General features: G+C 50.2%; 17 protein-coding genes and 1 pseudogene. 7 read left to right on the plus strand and 11 right to left on the minus strand.

Annotation, left to right across the window (positions count from 1 at the left end):
- The first annotated feature begins 137 nt into the window (after nt 1-137).
- On the plus strand, nt 138-1,370 hold the full coding sequence (locus DWZ60_RS03090) for an argininosuccinate synthase (RefSeq protein WP_055218598.1): 1,233 nt from the start codon (nt 138-140) through the stop codon (nt 1,368-1,370).
- A gap of 97 nt (nt 1,371-1,467) precedes the next feature.
- Here DWZ60_RS03090 and DWZ60_RS03095 read toward each other — a convergent pair whose 3' ends face one another.
- From DWZ60_RS03095 to DWZ60_RS03105, 3 genes are read right to left on the minus strand one after another with little or no spacing between them, the layout of a single operon-like run.
- Entirely contained in the window at nt 1,468-3,285 is a 1,818-nt protein-coding gene (locus tag DWZ60_RS03095) for an N-acetylmuramoyl-L-alanine amidase (protein WP_117801491.1), read from the minus strand.
- A gap of 15 nt (nt 3,286-3,300) precedes the next feature.
- On the minus strand, nt 3,301-4,485 hold the full coding sequence (locus DWZ60_RS03100; protein WP_118595124.1) for an iron-containing alcohol dehydrogenase: 1,185 nt from the start codon (nt 4,483-4,485) through the stop codon (nt 3,301-3,303).
- Between the two features lie 23 nt (nt 4,486-4,508).
- Nucleotides 4,509-5,348, minus strand: coding sequence for a carbon-nitrogen hydrolase family protein (locus tag DWZ60_RS03105; RefSeq protein ID WP_022462198.1), 840 nt, complete (start codon nt 5,346-5,348; stop codon nt 4,509-4,511).
- A 643-nt stretch (nt 5,349-5,991) separates the two neighbouring features.
- On the opposite strand from DWZ60_RS03105, the gene DWZ60_RS03110 reads away from it, so the two are divergent.
- Nucleotides 5,992-7,755, plus strand: a complete 1,764-nt coding sequence (locus tag DWZ60_RS03110; protein WP_119221226.1) for an ABC transporter ATP-binding protein — start codon at nt 5,992-5,994, stop codon at nt 7,753-7,755.
- A 67-nt stretch (nt 7,756-7,822) separates the two neighbouring features.
- On the plus strand, nt 7,823-9,607 hold the full coding sequence (locus tag DWZ60_RS03115; protein ID WP_117761029.1) for an ABC transporter ATP-binding protein: 1,785 nt from the start codon (nt 7,823-7,825) through the stop codon (nt 9,605-9,607).
- Between the two features lie 2 nt (nt 9,608-9,609).
- On the opposite strand, the gene DWZ60_RS17415 is transcribed toward DWZ60_RS03115, so the two are convergent.
- Complete coding sequence (locus tag DWZ60_RS17415; protein WP_173815799.1) at nt 9,610-9,963, minus strand: hypothetical protein; 354 nt, start codon at nt 9,961-9,963, stop codon at nt 9,610-9,612.
- Nucleotides 9,964-9,976: 13 nt separating this feature from the next.
- On the opposite strand from DWZ60_RS17415, the gene DWZ60_RS03125 reads away from it, so the two are divergent.
- The 4 genes from DWZ60_RS03125 to DWZ60_RS03140 are packed head-to-tail and all read left to right on the plus strand — an operon-like array spanning nt 9,977 to nt 13,027.
- Nucleotides 9,977-10,930: a metal ABC transporter substrate-binding protein gene (locus DWZ60_RS03125; protein ID WP_242856691.1), complete on the plus strand. Its 954-nt coding sequence runs from the start codon at nt 9,977-9,979 to the stop codon at nt 10,928-10,930.
- A complete protein-coding gene (locus DWZ60_RS03130) occupies nt 10,931-11,638 on the plus strand; it encodes a metal ABC transporter ATP-binding protein (RefSeq protein WP_117804114.1) in 708 nt (235 codons plus the stop codon).
- The gene (locus DWZ60_RS03135) at nt 11,635-12,459 is read left to right on the plus strand and encodes a metal ABC transporter permease (RefSeq protein WP_119198210.1); all 825 of its coding nucleotides are present in this window, start codon (nt 11,635-11,637) and stop codon (nt 12,457-12,459) included. The genes DWZ60_RS03130 and DWZ60_RS03135 overlap by 4 nt, the downstream gene beginning before the upstream one ends.
- A gap of 43 nt (nt 12,460-12,502) precedes the next feature.
- Nucleotides 12,503-13,027, plus strand: a complete 525-nt coding sequence (locus DWZ60_RS03140) for a VanZ family protein (protein ID WP_118741897.1) — start codon at nt 12,503-12,505, stop codon at nt 13,025-13,027.
- 97 nt (nt 13,028-13,124) lie between these two features.
- On the opposite strand, the gene DWZ60_RS03145 is transcribed toward DWZ60_RS03140, so the two are convergent.
- From DWZ60_RS03145 to codY, 7 genes and pseudogenes are all read right to left on the minus strand, one after another.
- Nucleotides 13,125-13,862, minus strand: a complete 738-nt coding sequence (locus DWZ60_RS03145) for a peptidoglycan recognition protein family protein (protein ID WP_199669394.1) — start codon at nt 13,860-13,862, stop codon at nt 13,125-13,127.
- 101 nt (nt 13,863-13,963) lie between these two features.
- Nucleotides 13,964-15,420 (minus strand): annotated as a pseudogene (gene guaB, locus DWZ60_RS03150) (IMP dehydrogenase).
- Between the two features lie 69 nt (nt 15,421-15,489).
- Nucleotides 15,490-15,999 (minus strand): DUF6106 family protein, encoded by a 510-nt coding sequence (locus tag DWZ60_RS03155; RefSeq protein WP_055227377.1) that lies wholly within the window; start codon nt 15,997-15,999, stop codon nt 15,490-15,492.
- Complete coding sequence (locus DWZ60_RS03160; RefSeq protein WP_119221227.1) at nt 15,992-16,663, minus strand: hypothetical protein; 672 nt, start codon at nt 16,661-16,663, stop codon at nt 15,992-15,994. The genes DWZ60_RS03155 and DWZ60_RS03160 overlap by 8 nt, the downstream gene beginning before the upstream one ends.
- Nucleotides 16,664-16,931: 268 nt before the next feature.
- On the minus strand, nt 16,932-18,557 hold the full coding sequence (groL, locus tag DWZ60_RS03165; protein ID WP_022462186.1) for a chaperonin GroEL: 1,626 nt from the start codon (nt 18,555-18,557) through the stop codon (nt 16,932-16,934).
- A gap of 36 nt (nt 18,558-18,593) precedes the next feature.
- Nucleotides 18,594-18,878, minus strand: coding sequence for a co-chaperone GroES (gene groES / locus DWZ60_RS03170; protein ID WP_022462185.1), 285 nt, complete (start codon nt 18,876-18,878; stop codon nt 18,594-18,596).
- A gap of 347 nt (nt 18,879-19,225) precedes the next feature.
- On the minus strand, nt 19,226-20,047 hold the full coding sequence (gene codY / locus DWZ60_RS03175) for a GTP-sensing pleiotropic transcriptional regulator CodY (RefSeq protein ID WP_022462184.1): 822 nt from the start codon (nt 20,045-20,047) through the stop codon (nt 19,226-19,228).
- Nucleotides 20,048-20,180: the final 133 nt, after the last annotated feature.

Consider the following 20,180-nt stretch of genomic DNA (forward strand, 5'->3'; position numbering starts at 1 on the left):
CACCTCAAATGTATATTATGCAAGTTTTTTTTGAATTTCTGAAAAAAGCTTGCATAATCCTGTCGTATGATGTATATTTTAGTCATTGACGATGCACCGCGCATATAGGTGCACGAGAAATCCAAGGAGGATCTTACATTATGAAAGAAAAAGTTGTACTTGCCTATTCCGGCGGACTTGATACTACTGCCATTATTCCGTGGCTGAAAGAGACCTTTGACTACGAAGTAATCTGTTGCTGCATCGACTGCGGCCAGGGAAACGAGCTGGTTGGCCTCGATGAGAGAGCAAAACTTTCCGGCGCTTCCAAATTATATATCGAAAACGTTATCGACGAGTTCAGTGAAGACTTCATCATGCCGTGCGTAAAAGCAGGCGCTGTTTATGAGAACAAATACCTGCTCGGTACTTCCATGGCACGTCCGGTTATCGCAAAGAAACTCGTTGAGATCGCAAGAAAAGAAGGTGCTGTTGCCATCTGCCACGGCGCTACCGGTAAAGGAAATGACCAGATCCGTTTCGAGCTCGGCATCAAAGCCCTTGCTCCGGATATCAAAGTAATCGCTCCTTGGAGAATGACCGATGTATGGACCATGCAGTCCCGTGAAGACGAGCTGGCTTACTGTAAAGCACACGGCATCGACCTTCCGTTTGATGCAAACCACAGCTACAGCCGTGACCGTAACCTGTGGCACATCAGCCATGAGGGACTTGAGCTTGAGGATCCGTCCAACGAGCCGAACTACGACGATCTTCTCGTACTGACCACTCCTCCGGAAAAAGCTCCGGACGAAGGCGAGTACGTAACCATGACCTTTGAGGCCGGCGTTCCGAAGACCTTAAACGGAAAAGAAATGAAAGTTTCTGAAATCATCACCGAGCTGAACAAGCTGGGCGGAAAACACGGCATCGGTATTGTTGATATCGTTGAGAACCGTGTTGTCGGCATGAAATCCCGCGGTGTTTATGAGACTCCTGGCGGAACCATCCTGATGGCTGCACATGAGCAGTTAGAGGAGCTGATTCTCGACCGTGAGACCCTGAAAACAAAGAAAGATCTCGGAAACCTGCTTGCTGAGGTTGTTTACGAAGGAAAATGGTACACTCCTCTGCGCGAAGCAATCCAGGCATTCGTTGATGTAACCCAGAAATACGTAACAGGCGAAGTAAAATTCAAACTGTTCAAAGGCAACATCATCAAAGCCGGCGAGTCTTCTCCGTACAGCCTGTACAATGAGTCTCTTGCTTCCTTCACCACCGGCGATCTCTACGATCACCACGATGCAGACGGATTCATCACACTGTTCGGTCTGCCGCTGAAGGTTCGTGCGATGAAAATGCAGGAGCTGGAGAAAAACAACAACAAATAAGATCTGATCCTATGGATTCCCAAAAGAAAGCGGACTCGCTCCGCTTTCTTTTTTTGCATGCAAAAAGGACCCGCCCATTTCAGGCAGGTCCCTTTGTTTATTCGTAATATGCGTCGATTCCGTCCGCAATTCCCTGTGCCATCTTGTTTCGGTAATCCTCGGTTGCCATCAAACGGTCCTCGGAAGGATTGCTCATGAAGCCAAGCTCAATGATCGTGACCGGAATGGTACTCCAGTTGATGCCGCTCATGGAATCGGTGTAAATCACATCGCGGTTCTTCGCACCGGTGTCTTTGCAGAATGCTGCGATCATCTTCTGGGAGAGCTTCTGGCTCTTGCTGACCACATCACCGGAAAGATACGTATTTCTGCTGCTCGGTGCCATCGTAAGTGCTCCGTAAACCGACTGGTTCGAATCGCCGTTCGCGTGTACACGCACGAGAATGTCTGCTCCGTTCTGCGCGGCAAGTTTTGCACGCTCGGAATTGCTGATATTGACGTCGTGCGTCTCGCGGATCATGTAAACATCGTAGCCGCGCTCCTCAAGGATATCGCGTACCTTTAAGGATACCGCAAGGTTCAGCTCATACTCATTGATGCCGGTTGCCACACCGCATGTTCCGGAAGCAACCTTCGCCTTATAGGTCGATGATCCCGGTCCGATCGGCTCTTTCTCGCTGTTTCCTCTTCTCTGGTGTCCTGCGTCGATTGCCACGCAGATATTTTTGCTGTTCCGGCGGACACCGTTTTTATCAACGTAATAGCCGTCGATGTAGGTATCCTTATAGATGCCGCCCCAGCTTCGGAAGTAATACGTTTTTCCGTCCACTTCCTGCCAGCCGTTCTTGTAAATACCGCCCCAGCTCCGGAAGTAATACGTTGCGCCTTTGATCGTTACCCACTGGCTCTTATACATGCCGCCCCAGCTCTGCAGGTAATACCAGTTATTATCATACCACAGCCATTCACTGTGCATCATTTTGCCGTCCTGCCTCAGATAATACCAGTTCTTGTCATACAGCAGCCAGCCTTCCCCTTTTGGGGTTCCGTTGCTGTCCATGTAATACCAGTCACTGCCCTTGGCCGCCCAGGCGTTCACGCGCATGCCGCCCCAGCTTTCAAAGTAATAATCAACGCCGTCAATCGTCTGCCAGCCGGTACTCATCACACCGTCTGCGTCTACATGGTACGTTCTTTTATCATGCACAAACCACTGATTCGTTCTGAGACTTCCGTCCTCATTCAGATAGTACCATGTTCCGCCGACTTTTTTCCAGCCCTGGAATCCGGCTCCGCCCCAGCTCTCGAAGTAGTAGAGCGTTCCGTCAATCTTCTGCAGTCCGGTGCTCATCACACCGTTTTCATCTACATGGTATGTTCTCTTGTCGTGAACGAACCATTCATTCGTTTTGACGCTTCCGTCCTCGTTCAGATAGTACCATGCCCCGCCGACTTTTTTCCAGCCTTTGTATCCGGCTCCGCCCCAGCTCTCAAAATAATAGAGCTTTCCGTTGACCATCGAAAGACCCGTGCACATGATTTCGTCTGCATTCAGATAATATCTCCGGTTCAGATGGGTGATCCACTCGCTGGCGGCCATCGTGCCGTCCTCTTTTCTGTATTTCCAGCTTCCGTCCTCCTGTTTCACCCAGCCGGCAGGAAGTTTCTCTTCCGGCTCCTGTTCGTTGTCCTCACCTGGAATCGTAACAGCCGGCGTCTCGTTTTCCGAAGTACCGCTCTGCTCCTGCACTGCCGCTTCCTCATCCGAATTCTGCTCGGAACTTTCCGTCTCATCCTGCTGCCAGGTTACGGCCGTGCCGTCATTTTCTGCTGCGCTTACCCTTGCCGGAAGCGCCCAGCCTCCTGCCGCAACGGCCGCTGCGATCAGCAGTGCTGCGATTTTCTTTTTTGCCATCTGGTTTTCCTCCTTTTATCGCGCCATCTGGTAAATCTCATATACTTCCTGTGCGCCCAGCTTGCGGATGCGGGACAGTTTTACAGTGTCCTGCTGTGTTGCATCCATGGAAAGGGCACGCAGATCCTCATCCGACGGGTTCGGGATATCAAGCTCATGCAGGGAGGTCGGCATGCCGAGCGAATGGAAGAACGCTACTGTGCGCTCAATGCCTTCCGTTGCCCGTTTGTGATCGCTTCCCTCTGTGATGCCCCAGACTTTTTCTGCAAACCGTGCAAACCGCCAGAGAACCGTCTCATCATCGTACTGGTATTTCGCCCAGGCACCCCAGACTGCCGCCAGGGATGCGCCGTGTGCTACATCGTATTTTGCACTTAACGCATGGCCGAATTTATGTACCGAAAAATCTTTGCCGCGTCCGCACTCCGTCAGTCCATTGTGTGACAGACTTCCGCACCACATGATTTCCGCCATCGCATTGTAATCGGATGGGTTTTCCAGAACCTTCGGTCCGTTTTTGATTACGGTACGGAGGAGTCCCTCTGCGATCTCGTCCGTCATCTCGCACTGGCTCTCCGGAATGAAATAGCGCTCCATCGTGTGCATCATGATGTCGGTTACGCCGCAGGCAATCTGGTATTTCGGCAGGGTTGCTGCCAGCTCCGGATTCATGATGGCAAATTTGCAGCGGTTGAACGGCGTGTTGATGCCTGCCTTTTTGCCGATTGCCTCGTTTGTCAGAACGGCGGAATCACTCATCTCGCTTCCGGCTGCCGGAATCGTCAGAACCGCTCCTACCGGGAGAGATTTTGTCAGCGGTACTTTTTTCGTCCAGATATCCCAGAGTGCCTCCTCCGGATTTGCAGCTCCGTGTGCAACGGCTTTTGCGGTGTCAATCGAGCTTCCGCCGCCGACGGCAAGAATAAAGTCTGCCTGCATTTCCACTGCTTTTTTCACACCCTCCTCGGCAAGGGCAAGTCTCGGGTTTGGTTTTACGCCGCCAAGCTCTTCAAAGGCAAGGCCCTCTTTTGCAAGAGATGCTTCCACTCGGTCCAGAAGACCGCTCCGTTTTGCACTTCCGCCTCCGTAAACGACGAGCACCTTTGTGCCGCCCCATTTCTTTACCTCAGCGCCTGCCTGGTTTTCGGTCTCTTTTCCGAACACGACTTCCGTCGGGGTATACTGTATAAACTGATCCATCTTCTTATTTCCTCCCTGCATTTTTATTCTTCATAAATCCGTACGTTTCCCGAGCTTACACGGTAAAGATCGTCTCTCCTGTTTTCCAGAGACGGGATTTCATTTCTTGTCCGCTCCAGCACTTCCGGATCCAGCTCTGCGATGAGTACCTGCGGGGTATCATCTGCCTCCGCAAGAATTTCGCCGTCCGGCGCAATGATCATGGAATGGCCGTACGCCTCAAACCGCGCTTTCTGGCCGCACTGGTTGGCGGCGAGCACGTAGCATCCGTTTTCAATGGCGCGCGTGCGCAGCAGTGCTTCCCAGTGGCGCTCTCCCGTTGCTTTCGTAAAATCCGCCGCTATCAGAAATGCATCTGCTCCGGAGGATGCCATCAGCCGGTACTGTTCCGGAAAGCGGATATCGTAGCAGATGCTCATGCCGAACAGGCCAAGCGCCGTGTCCGCAAGAACAATTTCATTTCCCGGGCAGATCTCGCGTGATTCTTCGTAGGAGACACTGCCCGGAATATTTACGTCAAACATATGTATTTTGCTGTATTCTGCAATCGTTTCTCCATCTGGTCCGAACAGAAACGACGTGTTGGACGGACGCCCCGGATGGCGCCGTACCGTCATGCTGCCGCAGTGCAGATAGACACCGTACCGTTTGGCAAGGCTGGAAAACCGGCGGCTGACGTAGCCCGGCACTGCACTTGCGTGGCCCGGCATGTCTGCTCCCGTGTATTCTGCGGTCTCCGGGAAAAGAATCAGCTTCGCTCCCTGTTCCGCCGCCTCCCGCACATACTGCTCGGCCATACGCATATTTTCATTCATATCCGGCCCAGAATCCATCTGCACCAGGCCTGCAATTATTTTTTCCATCTTTTTGTCCCCTCGTTTCACATGTTATCTTGTGATTTTTCCGCTTATACTCTCGTTTATTATATCGCATATTCCCCAAAACAGCTACCCAAATTCGCAATTTTCATACCTTTTGCAGCTTTTATTTTTTAATTTTTGAAAATAACAATTGACAAATCCGGAAAACAGGAGTAGCTTAGAATCATAAGCTGTCGTGTTCGATCAGATGCGGCAGAAAAAATCATGAAAGGAGAACACCACTTATGATCAATCTTATTTATGCATCCAGCGTAAAACAGAATAAACTTCGTATGGCGATCAAACCAGGTGGCTGCCCTTCTTTCGAAATTCTTTGTAAGCATTAACTCTGCATAACAAATCTCTATGCATTCTTTATGCCTGCTATTTCGCACAGAAGGCGCGGTACGTCGATACTGCGGCTTTTTTTATTGCTATAAACAGTACGAAACCGTTCTTTCCGGCTTCGCTCCGTTTCCGGCAGGCAGATTCCGCGGTCTTCTTACCGCATCGATTCCCTTCTTTTATATACAAACGCAGCCTTCGCTTTCGTTTCCCGTTGTTCCGTTCCCACACTTACGGAGCTTTTGAAAGCCTATGTTCTGCCAGACACCCAAACGACATCAATGAGGAGGTTTTAACATTCATGAAGAAAAATCCAATCGGTAAGTACCTGCTCCAGAACTGGTACTACTACGTTTTCGCTTTTGGTTCCATGGCCTTAAGTGTCTTTCTCGATATGCTCGCGCCGCTTGTCACGCTGCACATCGTGGATGACGTGCTGGTCGGTCACAAAATGGAATTGCTCTGGAAATACCTTGCCGCCTTTCTTCTGATCGGTGCCGCAAAAGCCCTGTTTCAGTACATCAAAGAATTTTTATTCGATGTCAGCAGCGTCCGCGTCGCCAGCCAGATGAGGGACAACCTGTTCCGCCACGTCCAGCGGCTTTCGGTGGAATACTTTGACAAAAACAATACCGGCGAACTCCTCGCCCGCGTGCGCGATGACGTCGACCGGATCTGGGATATCCTCGGCTTTGCCGGCATGCTGATCTTAGAAGGCCTGATCTGTATCATGATGGCAATGGTCAGTATGGTCAAACTGGATCTGCCGCTGACACTCGTCTCCGTGGCGATCCTTCCTTTCGTCGCAGGCATCGCAATCCGCCTCGAAAAAGAACTCGACCGTGTCTACGATGCGATCAGTGAGGAAAACGCCGTCATGAATACCGTTGCACAGGAAAATCTCGCCGGTGTCCGCACCGTCAAATCCTTTGCACGGGAACCGTATGAGATCAAAAAATTCCGGAAACACAATCAGAAATACTGCGATCTCAACATGGATCAGGCGCGCGTCCTGATGAAATACGATCCCGCCATCTCGTTTCTTACGAAGCTGATGCGCGTGCTCGTCCTTCTCGCGGGCGGCTACGGTGTCATCCACGGACGCATTACGCTCGGTGTTTTAACGGCCTTTATGGAGTACACCTCCAAGATCACCTGGCCGATCGAAAACGTCGGCTGGCTCGGCAACTGCTTCGCTTCTGCGATTGCTTCCAACAAGAAGCTGAACAAAATTCTCGCAGAGGAGCCGCAGATCGCAGAACCGGAAAATCCGGTGGAGCTTTCAAAACTTCCGGGTGACCTGGAATTCCATCACGTCGATTTCTCCCTGCATGACACACCGATTCTGCAGGATATCGACTTTACCTTAAAGCAGGGCCACACACTCGGCATCATGGGTATGACGGGTTCCGGAAAAACAACCATCGTCAATCTGCTCGAGCGTTTTTACGATGTCACCAACGGTTCCATCTGTCTCGACGGCCACGATATCCGCACCCTGCCGCTGCGCACCGTGCGCGATACTTCTTCCGTCGTCATGCAGGACGTCTTCCTGTTCTCAGACACGATTTCTGAGAATGTCCGCCTCGGCAGCCGCAGCACAATGAAATCCGAAGAGGTACATAACGCCGTCTCCGCTGCGTGTGCTTCCGAGTTCGTCGACCACCTTTCCGATCAGTACGAAACCGTCATCGGCGAGCGCGGCATGGGACTTTCCGGCGGTCAGAAGCAGCGTCTTTCCATCGCACGCGCCCTGGCAAAACAGGCTCCGATCCTCGTACTGGATGATTCCACCTCGGCGCTCGATATGGAGACCGAATACGAAATCCAGAGCCATCTCGCCGAGAAAAAAGATGTTTCCAAGATCATCATTGCCCACCGCATTTCTTCGGTGCAGAATGCCGATGAGATCCTGTATCTCGATCACGGACGCATCGCCGAGCGCGGCACGCATGAGAGTCTGATGGCACAGAAAGGCCTGTACTACTCCACCTGGGAGGCTCAGTACGGTGATTACCATAAAGCAAAGGCAGCCCTCGAGCAGGCACTTCCTGCCAATGCTTAATTCAATTTAATCTGTTACCCGACAACTTCTGTATTTACTTACCCGTTAAGAGAGGAACAATACGATTATGGCTATCAATTCCAGTAAAGTAGATGAAGAGCAGAAAGAGGTCTTAAAGAGCGCGACCATCCGCCGCCTCTTCTCCTACTTAAAAAATTATAAACGCCAGGTTGCCGTTGTTCTCGTGGTTCTCGCCGTTACCATTGCGATTTCCACTGTGAACCCACTGCTCCTGGAGTACGCCATCGACGTCAATATTGCGCAGAAAGACTGGCGCGGGCTTGTTGCCCTCTGCGTATTCATGGTTGTGATCAACCTGGTTTACGCGGCCGGTGTCCGCCTGCGGATGCTTCTGATGGCGCGCATTACCAACAACATTCTTCTGGAAATCCGTGACGAGCTCTACACGCATATCCAGACCTTAAGCTTCAGCTTTTTCGATACCCGTCCGGCCGGAAAGATTCTGGCGCGCATCATCGGCGATGTCAACTCGTTAAAGGATGTGCTGAACGACGGTGTCACAAAGCTGATTCCGAACATTCTCACGATCATCGCTATTCTGGTGATCATGATGATCAAAAACATCTGGCTCTCCTTAAGTGCGATTCTCGTGCTGCCGCTGATCGCTATCGGCATGTATTTTATTCAGATCGTCGCACACAAGAGATGGCAGACGTTCCGGAAAAAATCTTCCAATGTTACGGCGTATATCCACGAGGACTTCTCCGGTATCCGCATCATCAAGAGCTTTACCGCAGAGCAGGAATCGCAGGGCGAGTTTGACCGGCTTCTTCTTGAGCATCAGAACTCCTTCATCCATGCGGTCCGCCTGGCGGATGGTTTTTCCGCTGTGATCGAGGTGACCTGGGGCATCGGAACGTTTCTTCTGTATTTTATCGGTATTTCCGTGCTCGGCGTGGATGCCGTTCCGATCGGTACGTTCACGGCGTTTGCGATGTATCTGACGATGTTCTGGGATCCGATCCAGAACCTGGCCGGTTTTTACAACAAGCTGATCACGAACCTTTCCGCTGCGGAGCGAATCTTTGAGATCCTCGACACACCGGCGGAGGTTGCCGACAAGCCTGGCGTCACAGAACTGCCGCCGATCAAAGGAGAAGTAACATTCGACCACGTCAGCTTTGCCTACTCCGATGATCCGGACACGCTGGTTTTAAAAGATGTCAGCTTTACAGCGGCTCCCGGTGAGACGATCGCACTCGTCGGCCCGACCGGCGCTGGAAAGACGACCATTGTCAATCTGATCAGCCGTTTCTACAATATTACTTCGGGAACGGTCCGCGTCGACGGCCACAGCCTGACGGATGTCTCCATCAACAGCCTGCGTGCCCAGATGGGCGTTATGACCCAGGACAACTTTCTCTTCTCCGGCACGATCCGCGACAACATTGCGTATGGAAAGCTCGATGCCACGGAGGAAGAAATCATTGCCGCCGCAAAGGCCGTGCATGCCCATGACTTTATCATAGAACTGCCGGACGGCTACGACACCGAGATCAGCGAGCGCGGTGCCCGTCTTTCCAACGGCCAGCGCCAGCTTCTCGCCTTTGCCAGAACGATGGTGTCTGATCCGCGGATTCTGATTCTCGACGAGGCGACGTCCAGCATCGACACACAGACAGAAATTCAGGTGCAGCAGGGAATCGAAAGCCTGTTGAAGGGCCGTACCTCGTTCATCATTGCGCACCGTCTTTCTACTATTAAAAATGCGGACCGGATTTTCGTGATCGACCACGGAAAGATTTTCGAGCAGGGAACCCACGACGAACTGATGGCAAAGCAGGGCGCGTACTACCAGCTCTACCAGGCACAGTTCCGCCGGGTATCCTAAAATCAAGAAATTTTCTCAAAACTGCCTTTCTTTTTTACAGGGAAAGGCAGTTTTTTTCCCTCTTTTCTATAACTGGTTTTCCTTTCCTTGACAAATGAATCCTCCCTGCTATATGATGATAACTGATCTTTTTTCGGGGACATTTGTTCCCGTCTGCCGCTTCCCACTCCTGCGGCATTTGTCACGAAACAGTCTGATACGGAGCTTTTTCGAATGCCTCCGTGTTTTCTTTCAGAAAGGAGTATCATGACATTTTTTTCAAAAAAAACGTTACGCCTTCTCCTCCTTCCTGCCCTCCTTCTTCTGACAGGCTGTGCGGGATCCTCAAAAGAGACGGCGGATTCCCAGGAGAACACGAAACTCTCCGCCGTGGCTACGATTTTTCCGCAGTATGATTTTCTGCGCGCCATCGGCGGCGATCATCTCGATCTCCACATGCTGCTTTCCCCGGGTGCGGAAAGTCACTCGTTTGAACCGACACCGGGCGATATGATTACGGTTTCCGAATGTGATCTCTTCGTCTACGTCGGCGGCGATTCCGATGCCTGGGTCGAGACAATCCTTGATTCTGTCGATACCTCGAACAAAGAGGTAGTGACGCTGATGGACTGCGTTGACACCGTTGCCGAGGAAACCGTCGAGGGAATGGAGACCCACGGCCACGCACACGATCATGAGGACGAGGATGCGCACGACCATGAGGACGAAGATGCAGATCACGAGGATGTACACGACCATGAGGACGAGGATACACACGACGAATCTTCCCATGATCATGCGCACGAATCCCACGGCGAACAGGACGAGCACGTCTGGACCTCGCCGAAAAATGCAATGCGGATTGTCCAGAAGCTCTGTGATTCCCTCTGCCGCCTCGACCCGGAGCATGCGGATGAATACCAGGCAAACACCGCCTCGTATCTTGCTTCGCTTGCCTCCCTCGATGAGGAATTTTCCGATGTCACCGCAATTGCAAGCCGCCATACCATTGTTTTCGGCGACCGTTTCCCGTTCCGCTACTTTGCGGACACCTACGGCCTCGACTACTACGCGGCGTTTCCCGGCTGCTCCTCGGAATCCGAGGCAAGTGCCAAAACCCTTTCTTTTTTAATTGATAAAATCAAGGAAGAACAGATTCCCGTCGTTTTCCACACCGAGCTGTCCAATGAACAAATGACGGACTCCATCTGTGAGGCGACCGGCGCGAAAAAGCTGCTGCTTCATTCCTGTCACAATGTATCCAAAGATGATTTCGAAAGCGGCGCTACGTATCTCTCCCTCATGGAACAGAACGTTTCCGCATTAAAGGAGGCTTTAAACTAAATGGCTCTACTTACCTGCAGTGATGTCACCTTCTCCTACGAGGGCATCCCGGTCCTGACCGATGTCAACTTTGCCCTGGAAGCCGGCTCCTACCTCTGTATTGTGGGCGAGAACGGTTCCGGAAAAAGTACTCTGATCAAGGGACTGCTTCACTTAAAAAATCCGTCCACCGGCTCGATCACAACCGGCGACGGGCTTCATCCAAGCGAGATCGGCTATCTGCCGCAGCAGACCGCCGCACAAAAGGATTTCCCGGCGAGCGTCTGGGAAGTCGTGCTGTCCGGCCGGCAGAACCACCCGCATTTCCCGCCGTTTTACACAAAGGCAGACAAAGAGGACGCGCTCCGCAATATGGAGCTTCTCGACCTCCTTCCATTAAAGAAACGATGCTACCGTGATCTCTCCGGCGGCCAGCAGCAGCGTGTGCTTCTCGCTCGTGCGCTTTGCGCCACAAAGAAACTGCTGCTCCTCGACGAGCCGGTCACTGGCCTTGACCCGGTCATGACAAACGAAATGTACCAGCTCATCCGCCGCATCAACCGCGAGCAGAACGTTACGATCATCATGGTTTCCCACGATATCCGCAATATTCTGCCGGACGCAACGCACATTCTCCAGCTCGACCAGAAGCAGGTCTTCTTCGGTCCGACGAACGAGTATCTGAAAACCGAGGCTGGAAAACAGTTTTTAGGAGGTGCCGACTTATGATTTCGAATCTGCTGAAAATGCTTTCTTATCCGTTTATGCAGCGTGCCCTTGTGGTCGGTATTCTCGTCTCGTTGTGCGCCGCACTGCTTGGCGTCAGCCTCGTGTTAAAGCGCTACTCCATGATCGGCGACGGCCTCTCCCATGTCGGATTCGGCTCTCTTGCGATTGCAACGGCACTCGGTTTTGCTCCGCTTGCCTTCACAATCCCTGTCGTCGTGCTTGCCGCCTTTCTGCTGCTCCGCATGAACGAATCCAGCAAGATCAAAGGCGACGCCGCCATCGGCCTGATTTCAAGCTCTGCGCTTGCGATCGGTGTCATCACGGTTTCGTGGTCGAGCGGCATGAACACCGATGTCAACAACTACATGTTCGGAAGCATCCTTGCGATGAGTGATGAGGACGTTGTTCTCTCCGTGGTGCTCTCCATCGTCGTGCTGATCCTGTTCGTCCTGTATTACAACCGTATTTTTGCCGTCACTTTCGACGAGACATTTGCCAAAGCAACCGGTGTCCGCGCAGAGGTTTACAACATGCTGCTGGCATTCTTAACCGCCATCACCACCGTCCTCGGCATGCGCATGATGGGCGCGCTTCTGATCTCCAGCCTGCTGATTTTCCCGGCACTGACCTCGATGCGTCTCTGCCATACCTTCCAGAGCGTGGTGATCTGCTCCGCGGTTCTCTCGGTGGTGTGCTTCCTTCTTGGCATGTCCCTCTCATTTTTCCTGTCCTCCCCTGCCGGAGCGACGGTCGTAATCGTGAACCTGCTGGCATTCCTGATCTTTTCTGCGATTGCCGGAATCCGCGAGCATACCGCATAAAAAGTTTCCGATCTGACCTGCTTTGTTTTACTGGAGGTATTTTATGAATCGAATTGTAATTGCACTGTTAAAACCGTTTTCCTTCATCCCGGCGATTCTGATGATGTCGATGATTTTCTCCTTCTCTTCCCAGAACGGAACGGAATCCTCACAGCTCAGTGAAAAAGTGGCGCGCGGCATTTTCATCACAATCGACCACGTCATGGACCGCGGATGGGATGATGAGAAGATCCAGGAACTGGCTGACGAGTATCAGTACCCGGTACGGAAGCTGGCTCATATGACAGAGTACTGTCTGCTTGCAATCTGTGTTTCGCTTCCGCTCTACGTCTACGGCCTGCGCGGCTTCGCGCTCACATTTCTTGCCGGCATCCTCTGTGTCGCCTTTGCCGCGAGCGATGAGTTCCACCAGACGATGGTCGCCAACCGCGGCCCGTCGGTAAAGGACGTCGGCATCGACAGCATCGGCGTTCTCTTCGGCATCACGTTTGTACGGCTGTTCTGCTGGATTGCACTCGGCGGAAATACGAAAAAAAGAAAGCGGCGCAGACGGCGTTACTATTACTAAAAATATTGGATAACAGAAAAATCCCCGTTGGAAAAATCATTTCTCCTGAAACTGATTTTCCCAACGGGGATTTTTTCATTTTTCTTAAAAACAGCTCTTAGGAAAGTGAATCCGCATACGCCTGAATATCTGCCTTCATCTGAATCCAGGCATCCTCATGCTCCACGTAGTACAGAGGGCAGAGCTTTTCGGTTACATCATAGTGACGGATCACATCGTCCGAAGTCAGATTGAACCGCTTGCATAAGAAACCGGCGAGCTGGACCACAGAATTGTATGTCTCATCGGTAAATTCACCGCTGTCATCCGGGTGACAGCATTCAATTGAGATCGTGTCGAAATTGCGCTGGTTCGATGCATACGACCATTCGCTCGTCGGAATACACTGAACGACTTCTCCCTCGATACCGATCACAAAATGGCTGCTGGCCTGTGCCTCCTGCGTCTCCGGCAGATTTTCGAAATAATCACGGTTCTGCATCGCTGTGCTTCCCGGATTTGCCGTGTAGTGAATGACAATGCCATTCACTTTTTTCAGCCGGGTCTGCGGTCTGGACCAGCTGTTCGGCGTCAGAAGCTCCACATCGATCGGCGGAGCACCGGTCCAGTCGGTGATATCATTGTCCTCATAGTCATCTGCCAAAAGACCGCCTTGAGTGCTGCTGCCGTCTGCCAGTGCATCGCTCATGGCCGGTTCCGTCTTTGCCAGATGGCGGATGCCGCTGTAAATGCCGACGCAGATCAGCACCACCAGAACTCCCGTCAGAAACATTCTGCGGTGAAGCTGGCGCTGCCTCTGTTTTCTTGTCATTTTTCCCCGTCTCTTCTGTGCCATATGTTCTCTCCCCGCTGCAAATAAGCGCCCCCTCATTTGAAAAGGCAGAAGCTGAAAAGTTTCTGCCCTTTCCTCCTTCTGCCTTTTGCGACTTTTTATTCTTATTTATCGTCTACGCTGTAGTTCGGAGCCTCTTTGGTAATGTGGATATCATGCGGATGGGACTCTTTTAAGGATGCTGCAGAAATCTTCACGAATTTTCCAGTCTCCTTTAAGGTCTCAACATCTTTTGCTCCACAGTAGCCCATGCCGGAACGAAGTCCGCCGATCAGCTGGAATACGGTATCCTCTACAAGACCCTTGTATGCCACACGGCCTTCCACACCTTCCGGAACCAGTTTCTTGGCGCCGGTCTGGAAGTAACGGTCTTTACTTCCGTTCTCCATGGCTGCGATGGATCCCATTCCACGGTATACTTTGTATTTTCTTCCCTGGAACAGTTCGAAATCTCCCGGGCTCTCATCGCATCCTGCGAAGATGCTTCCCATCATGCAGACATTGGCACCGGCTGCGATAGCCTTTGTCATGTCTCCGGAGTACTTGATACCGCCGTCGGCGATGATCGGAGTTCCGGTCTTCTTTGCTTCCTCATAGCAGTCCATAACGGCTGTGACCTGCGGTACACCGATACCTGCAACGACACGGGTCGTACAGATAGAACCAGGTCCGATACCGACTTTAACAGCGTCTGCTCCGGCTGCGATCAGGTCTCTTGTTGCCTCTGCGGTTGCCACGTTTCCGGCGATTACCTGCAGATCCGGATAATGCTCTTTGATGAGGCGAAGTGTTTTGAAGATATTTGCGGAATGTCCGTGAGCGGAGTCGATGACGATCACGTCTACGTGTGCTTTTACCAGCGCATCGACACGATCGAGCACGTTTGCCGTGATGCCGACTGCGGCACCGCAGAGCAGACGTCCCTGCTCATCCTTGGCGGACAATGGGTACTTGATGGTTTTCTCGATATCTTTGATGGTGATCAGACCTTTGAGGTTGAAATCGTCATCGACAATCGGAAGTTTCTCTTTTCTGGATTTTGCAAGGATTGCTTTCGCCTCATCCAGCGTAACGCCTACTTTTGCAGTAATCAGGTTTTCGCTGGTCATGGACTCTTTGATTTTCTTGGTGAAATCAGTTTCAAACTTCAGATCACGGTTTGTAATAATACCAACCAGTTTTCCGTTCTCGGTAATCGGGACACCGGAAATACGGAATTTTGCCATCAGATTATTGGCATCTTCCAGGGTGTGCTCCGGAGACAGATAAAACGGATCGGTGATAACACCGTTCTCAGAACGTTTTACTTTGTCTACTTCTTCTGCCTGCTGCTCAATCGACATATTCTTGTGAATAATACCGATTCCTCCCTGACGTGCCATGCAATTGCCATACGGTGTTCTGTAACCGTATCCATGCCGGCGCTCATCATCGGGATGTTCAGCTTGATCTTCTTGGTCAGATGCGTAGTCAGATCTACCATGTTTGGGGTTACTTCAGAATACTGCGGAACCAGAAGCACATCATCGAAGGTAATACCATCACCAATAATTGTACCCATTTTCATTTCTTCCTTTCTTCTTAAGTCTTTTTGATTTATCACCTAATTTAACATAAAACAAAAAAGCTGTCAATCCATAAATACTTTTCTTGGTGCACGGTTGCGGATATCTTTTAACATCACTTCGTCCGGCTCGAAGATCACCATCTGCATGGCATTGTCCTTGGAGATGACGAATGCGTACGGTTTGTGGCCCTGTCCTTCGATGCCGGAGGAATAGTTGTAACGTTTGATACTCTGGTTGTTTTTGTAGGAATCAAGCTGATGGGACTGGTACGGAGCCAGGATTTCCATGTTGGAAAGCTCATAGCTTGCGGCTCTTTTTCTTCTTGACTGCGAATAGATACGGTCGATATCGAGCTCGCCGTTGACGTACAGATACTCAAACTCTACCGAAAGCTTCGGGATAAAAATATAGTCTACGATTCCAAGTACCAGCGCAAGAAGCAGAATCAGCGGATTCATCATAATTCCTGCGGCTGCAAAAAGAACGGTAAAGAAGATCAGAACTCCTTTGATCGCCTTGTCTTTTCCTGTCTGCTGTTTTTTCACCAGCACTTCTGTGTACAGATCACTCATTTACTCCATCCTCCTCAAGATATTCGATCAGTTTTGCTGCATTGTCCGTGTTCTTTGTATTGACTACGACGGTCAGATAACACGGCTCATAGTACGTAAGGCCCATATCCTGGTACTTTTTCAATTTGGAAATGTCGAGGCAGGTATCTCCCGCCTTTATCCCGTACTTCTCACACGTCGCTTCGTCAAACAGTGTGGACAGATCCAGAAAATAATCGTCTTTGCTGTAGTTGTCGTACACGGCCTGTGAACAGATCAGAACATCCATGCTCTGTGCGGCAATCACGGCTGTGAATTTCATCAGCGTGTTGTAATCCGCGTTTTCCAGGTTTTCACCGAAGCTGTAGCTTGTATCGATGCTTACCTTTTCGTACTTATCTCCGGTTCCGAGCGCTTCTTTTAGGTCCTCCTCGATCGGACTTACATCCTGCAGTCCTGCGTAATCCACTACGGCAATGCTCACGAGGTCATAATACTTCGCATTTTCATGGATATTCACAATCGTGCCGATGATGAAGATAACAGCGATGATGCCGAAAATGACAGCCTTGTAGTATTCCCAGATATAGGCCAGTTTCTCTTTAAAATTCATTTTCGACAGCTTCTCTTTTTCGAGCTGCATCTTCTCCTTCCTTGTCATGTCGGATTCATAACGACTTGCCATGTGTGTTTCTTCTCCTTTGTTGTATTTCCCCCAACATCCTACAAATCAGTATAGCATAAAACGCCGGAAGCGTCCATATACGCCGCCCGGCGAAAGCATGAAAACTTTCTGAAATTTTTTGTAACGATTCAGGGCCATGCGAAATGGAAGAAAAACTTTCCACTAAAAAATCGGCCGGCAAAGACAGGACTTCGGAACCCATGTTCCGCTACGGTCTTTGCCAGCCGGTTTTCTTATTTTGTTTTACCAGACATTTTTATCCCGGAAATTACATCATTCCCATTCCGCCGTCTGCGCCTGCCGGCATAGCCGGAGCCGGCTCTTTGATGGTGGAAACTACGGACTCGGTGGTCAGCAGCGTTGCGGAAACGCTGGTAGCGTTCTGCAGTGCGCTTCTGGTAACCTTAACCGGATCAAGGATACCAGCCTGGATCATGTCTACATACTCTTCGTTGTATGCATCAAATCCAACACCTACTTTGGACTCTTTTACTTTGTTGATAACAACAGCGCCTTCCAGACCTGCGTTTGTTACGATGTGGAACAGAGGAGCCTCAAGTGCTTTCTGTACGATTCTTGCACCGATCTTCTCGTCGCCGTCCAGGCTGTCAATCAGCTCTGCAAGCTGTGTTGTTACATGGATGTATGCAGAACCGCCGCCTGCGATGATACCCTCTTCTACGGCTGCTCTCGTTGCATTTAAAGCATCCTCCATACGGAGTTTTTCTTCTTTCATCTCGGTCTCGGTTGCTGCACCTACACGAATCACAGCTACGCCGCCTGCCATTTTTGCCAGTCTCTCCTGCAGTTTCTCTTTATCGAACTCAGAAGTGGTCTCCTCGATCTGGGATCTGATCTGGCCGATTCTTGCAGCGATGGCATCTTTTGCGCCGGCACCGTCAACGATAACGGTGTTCTCTTTCTGAACTTTAACAGATTTTGCACGTCCGAGCATTTCCAGAGTAGCGTCTTTTAGTTCCAGACCAACTTCCTCGGAGATCACCTGGCCGCCGGTCAGGATTGCGATATCCTCGAGCATTGCTTTTCTTCTGTCGCCGTAGCCCGGTGCTTTGACAGCTACTACGTTGAAGGTTCCACGCAGTTTGTTGATCACGAGTGTCTGGAGAGCTTCTCCCTCTACATCCTCAGCGATAATCAGCAGTCTTGCGCCACTCTGTACGATCTGCTCCAGCAGCGGAAGAACTTCCTGAATGTTGGAGAGTTTTTTATCGGTAATCAGGATATATGGATTGTCGAGAACGGCTTCCATTTTCTCCATATCGGTACACATGTAAGCGGAGATATATCCACGGTCGAACTGCATACCTTCTACCAGCTCCAGCTCGTTCTGCATGGTCTTGGACTCCTCGATGGTGATAACGCCGTCTTTGGAAACTTTTTCCATAGCGTCAGCTACCATCTGGCCTACTTCTTCGCTTCCGGAAGAAACAGCTGCAACTTTTGCAATCTGCTCTTTGCCTGCTACCGGCTGGCTCATCTCTGCAAGGATCTGAACAGCTTTATCGGTTGCTTTCTTCATTCCCTTACGAAGAACGATCGGGTTCGCACCTGCTGCCAGGTTTTTCATTCCTTCGTTTACCATAGCCTGTGCCAGAACGGTTGCGGTTGTGGTACCATCACCTGCTACGTCGTTGGTCTTTGCAGCAACTTCTTTGATGAGCTGTGCGCCCATGTTTTCAAAGCCGTCTGCCAGCTCGATCTCTTTTGCAATCGTAACACCATCGTTTGTGATGAGCGGAGCGCCGTACTGTTTGTCCAGAACAACGTTTCTTCCTTTCGGTCCAAGGGTTACACGTACGGTATCTGCAAGCTGGTTTACACCATTCTGAAGAGCGTTTCTTGCCTCTGCTCCATATTTAATCTCTTTTGCCATGATTGTCATGCCTCCTGATTTTTACTTGATTATTCTTTATTTTACAACTGCCAGAATGTCATCCTGTTTTACGATGATGTACTCTTCGTCTTCCAGTTTGACGTTGGTTCCTGCATATTTGGAATAGATTACCTGATCTCCGACTGCAACTTCCATTTTTACTTCTTTGCCGTCTTCTACTTTTCCAGGTCCTACTGCGATAACCTCAGCCTGCTGCGGTTTCTCCTGTGCCTGTCCCGGAAGTACGATACCGGATTTTGTGGTTTCCTCTGCTTTTAACTCTTTTAATACAACTCTGTCACCTAAAGGTACTAACTTCATTTATGTTTCCTCCTTCAAGATTTCATTCAGTTTTATTTATTAGCACTCAGTTCATTCGAGTGCTACTTGATGGTTCTTACTATAGTGTTTTCCACCTCATTTCGCAAATGCATGAATTTTGTAATTCTCTTTTTTTCTCTCGTGATAACTCTTAATTTCTCTTATTTCCTCGTTTTTTCTTATTTTGGCAACTTTTTCATATTTTATACTCTCTTTAGAATCTAATTATAGTTTATTCCTAAAAACGGGAATGATACCATTTTTTTCCGCTCCACGAATGCTTTTTTGCACAAAAAGAAACGGCGCCATTCTTAAACGGCTCCGATTCTTTTCTACATTCCACTTTTTTATTTTTTCGCCTCGTCCGGATGGGCATCGCCCTTTCCTTTCAGGTTCTTTCTTGCTTTGATCTCGTCGAGTTCATCAAAGATATAATCATTTAATACCTTGATATACGTTCCCTTCATACCGCTGGAACGGGACTCGATGACGCCTGCGCTCTCGAATTTGCGGAGGGCATTTACGATGACGGATCTTGTGATGCCGACGCGGTCTGCAATTTTGCTTGCAACCAGAATGCCCTCATCCCCGTTCAGTTCATCAAAGATATGGATGATGGCTTCCAGTTCGGAGAAGGACAACGTGTTGAATGCGGATTTAACCACCTGAACCTTGCGGTTTTCCTCCACATTTTCCTCGTTGACGGAACGCATCATTTCCAGTCCGACAACGGTTGTGCCGTACTCACTGACGATGATATCGTCGATATCGTACTGCGGGGTGCAGCGGTACATAAATACGGTACCAAGGCGTTCTCCGGCGATCTCGATCGGGCAGATAATTGCGGTGTAGCGCTCTACACCAGGCCGCTCAAAGCCGAGGGTCTGTAAATTGACGTTCTCTTTTGTGGAGAGTACGCCGAGGAGACGCTCGTTTAATGCGGCATCGACATAACCGCCCACCTTATCCTCGATCAGCTCCGTAATTTCTTCCACGCCCGGGCAAAGGCTGATGCCCAGCACTTTTCCTTTTTTACTGATCACCAGGATATTGGAACTTAACGTTTCCATCAGGACTTCACAGATATCGTTGAACACGACCTTCGTGGAGTGATTGTTATGAAGCAGTTTGTTGATTTTTCTGGTTTTATCCAGCAGTTGTACGCTCATGTTCTTCTCCTTTCTTTATTTTCTGCATTTTTTTGGCGTATCCGCCGAAAAAAATGCACACTGATGCCTTTTTCAGACAACCCTTAAAACTAAGCTCATTCTATCATGTAGTTTTCCGGAAATCAATATATTT

The organism is Blautia sp. AF34-10, assembly GCF_003477865.1.
GTDB lineage: Bacteria > Bacillota > Clostridia > Lachnospirales > Lachnospiraceae > Fusicatenibacter > Fusicatenibacter saccharivorans.